This is a genomic window from Nocardia sp. NPDC060220, from assembly GCF_042727815.1.
Classification (GTDB): domain Bacteria; phylum Actinomycetota; class Actinomycetes; order Mycobacteriales; family Mycobacteriaceae; genus Nocardia.
The window spans coordinates 1-2,340 of sequence record NZ_JBHWZY010000987.1; the positions used below are offsets into that span (position 1 = coordinate 1).

Annotated in this window: 2 protein-coding genes; one reads left to right on the plus strand and one right to left on the minus strand. The window is 65.1% G+C overall.

Annotated features, from left to right (window positions below; translation table 11 throughout):
• Positions 1 to 43: 43 nt before the first annotated feature.
• A complete protein-coding gene (gene ehuB, locus ACFWF3_RS32645) occupies positions 44 to 913 on the minus strand; it encodes an ectoine/hydroxyectoine ABC transporter substrate-binding protein EhuB (RefSeq protein WP_378992405.1) in 870 nt (289 codons plus the stop codon).
• A 276-nt stretch (positions 914 to 1,189) separates the two neighbouring features.
• Between ehuB and proS the strand changes: the two genes are divergently transcribed.
• Positions 1,190 to 2,340, plus strand: a 1,151-nt coding sequence (gene proS, locus ACFWF3_RS32650; protein ID WP_379317715.1) for a proline--tRNA ligase, incomplete at its 3' end; no start/stop codon positions are given.

Consider the following 2,340-nt stretch of genomic DNA (forward strand, 5'->3'; position numbering starts at 1 on the left):
GGGCAGGGCATCGCGGACCGCATCGACATTGCTCATGCGTGGATCAGATTTCGCCCTTGCACAGCGCGGCCGTCGTGTACTTCGGATCGGGCAGCTCGCGCTCGGTGAACCCGAATTTCCCGACGATCGACAAGTACTTGTCCTTGTCGCCGGTGATCTTGGCCAGCTCGGCGTTGTAGGCGGCGAGCAGATCGGGATCGGTGGTGCGGAACACGGTGCCACCGGCGCCGACCTGCGGTTTGCCGTCGATGACGGCCACGAACGACGGTGTCACGTCGACCGCGGCGTTGGGGGTGTGGCTCTTGAGCCAGTTCAGCGAGATCGCGGTGAGTGCGAACACGTCGGCGCGCCCGGAGGTGACCGCGTCCATGCCGTCCTGCGGGGTGCCGACCTGGGTGGCGTCGATGCCCAGCGAGCTGGCGTAATCGGATTCGATGGCGCCGGTCATCGCGGCCATCTTCGCGCCACCGGCCTTGATCGACTGCATATCCGTCAAATTCATCGGATTACCGGGTTTCACCATCAGCGCTGTGGTGTACATGAATTCCGGTTCGCTGAAAGATGCCTGTTCACAGCGTTTCGGCAAGATCGACATCCCGGCGCTGACCGCGTCGAAGCGATTGGCCTGCAGACCGGGGATCAGTGCGCCGAACTCGGTCTGCACACCGTCGACGGTCTTGATGCCGAGGTTGGCGAAGATCTCCTTGTGCAGGGCCACCGTGGCACCGGTGAGCTGGCCTCCCTCTTCGAACGAATAGGGCGCCTCACCGGCGAAACCCACGGTGATCGTGCCCTTGTCCTTCAGCGACTGCAGGAGCTGACCGCTCTCGGTGGTCTCGGTCTTGGTGCATCCGGCGAGGGCCGCGGCCACCAACGCGGCTCCGGTGAACACCGCTGTACAGCGCTTCGACATGGATTTCGTCTCAGCCATTGTGACCTCTCGCAAGGGCAGCGTCACCGCCACCAATTTTCTGTTGTAAGTGCGTAATTGACTTATAGAGAAAATCTAGTCACGTAAGAATTGCCGGATGCGGTTACGTTATCAGGTTGTTATCTGATGATTGAAATAGATTTGTAGTGGGTAACCTGATATGCGCTCTTTTGTCGGAACCGGTTTTCGGGGGCCCGCGGGCGCCCAGGTGGTAATCGGCTGTCGCCCCGCGCGGACCAGGGACTACCCTGTGCATCCGTGATCACCCGCCTCTCCCGCCTGTTCCTGCGCACCCTGCGAGACGATCCCGCCGACGCCGAGGTGCCCAGCCACAAACTGCTCGTTCGCGCCGGCTACGTCCGCCGGGTCGCCCCCGGCGTGTACTCGTGGCTGCCGCTCGGTCTGCGCACGCTGCGCAAGATCGAGGACGTGGTGCGCCAGGAGATGGACGCCACCGGTGCCCAGGAGATCTCGCTGCCCGCGCTGCTGCCGCGCGAGCCCTACGAGACCACCAACCGGTGGACCGAGTACGGGCCCGGCCTGTTCCGGCTCAAGGACCGCAAAGGCGGCGACTACCTGCTCGGGCCCACCCACGAGGAGCTGTTCGCGCTCACCGTCAAGGGTGAGTACAACTCCTACAAGGATCTGCCGGTCACGCTCTACCAGATCCAGACCAAGTACCGCGACGAGGAACGTCCCCGCGCGGGCATCCTGCGCGGGCGCGAGTTCGTGATGAAGGACTCCTACTCCTTCGACATCGACGACGACGGTCTCACCAACAGCTACGCCACCCACCGCAAGGCCTACCAGGCCATCTTCGACCGGCTCGACGTCGAGTACGTGATCGTGGCCGCCACCTCCGGCGCCATGGGCGGCAGCGCGTCCGAGGAGTTCCTCGCCGCCAGCCCCGTCGGTGAGGACACCTACGTGCGCTGCGTCGAGTCCGGCTACGCGGCGAACGTGGAAGCCGTGGTCACGCCCGCGCCCGCGCCGCTGCCCATCGAGGGCCAGGCCGCCGCTGTCGAATACGACACCCCGAACACCCCCACCATCGCGACGCTGGTCGACTGGGCCAACGAGGCGAAGGTCCTCGACCGCACGGTGACCGCCGCCGACACGTTGAAGAACGTGATGGTGAAGCTGCGCCACCCCGACGGCAAGACCGAGATCCTCGGCATCGGCGTCCCCGGTGACCGCGAGGTCGACGACAAGCGTCTGGGCGCCGCCGTCGAACCCGCCGAGGTGGAACTGCTCACCGAGGCCGACTTCGCCGCCAATCCGTTCCTGGTGAAGGGCTACATCGGCCCGAAGGGCCTGGCCGCCAACGGTGTTCGTTACCTCGTCGACCCCCGCGTCGTCGACGGCACCGCCTGGATCACCGGTGCCGACGTGGCGGGCAAGCACGTTGT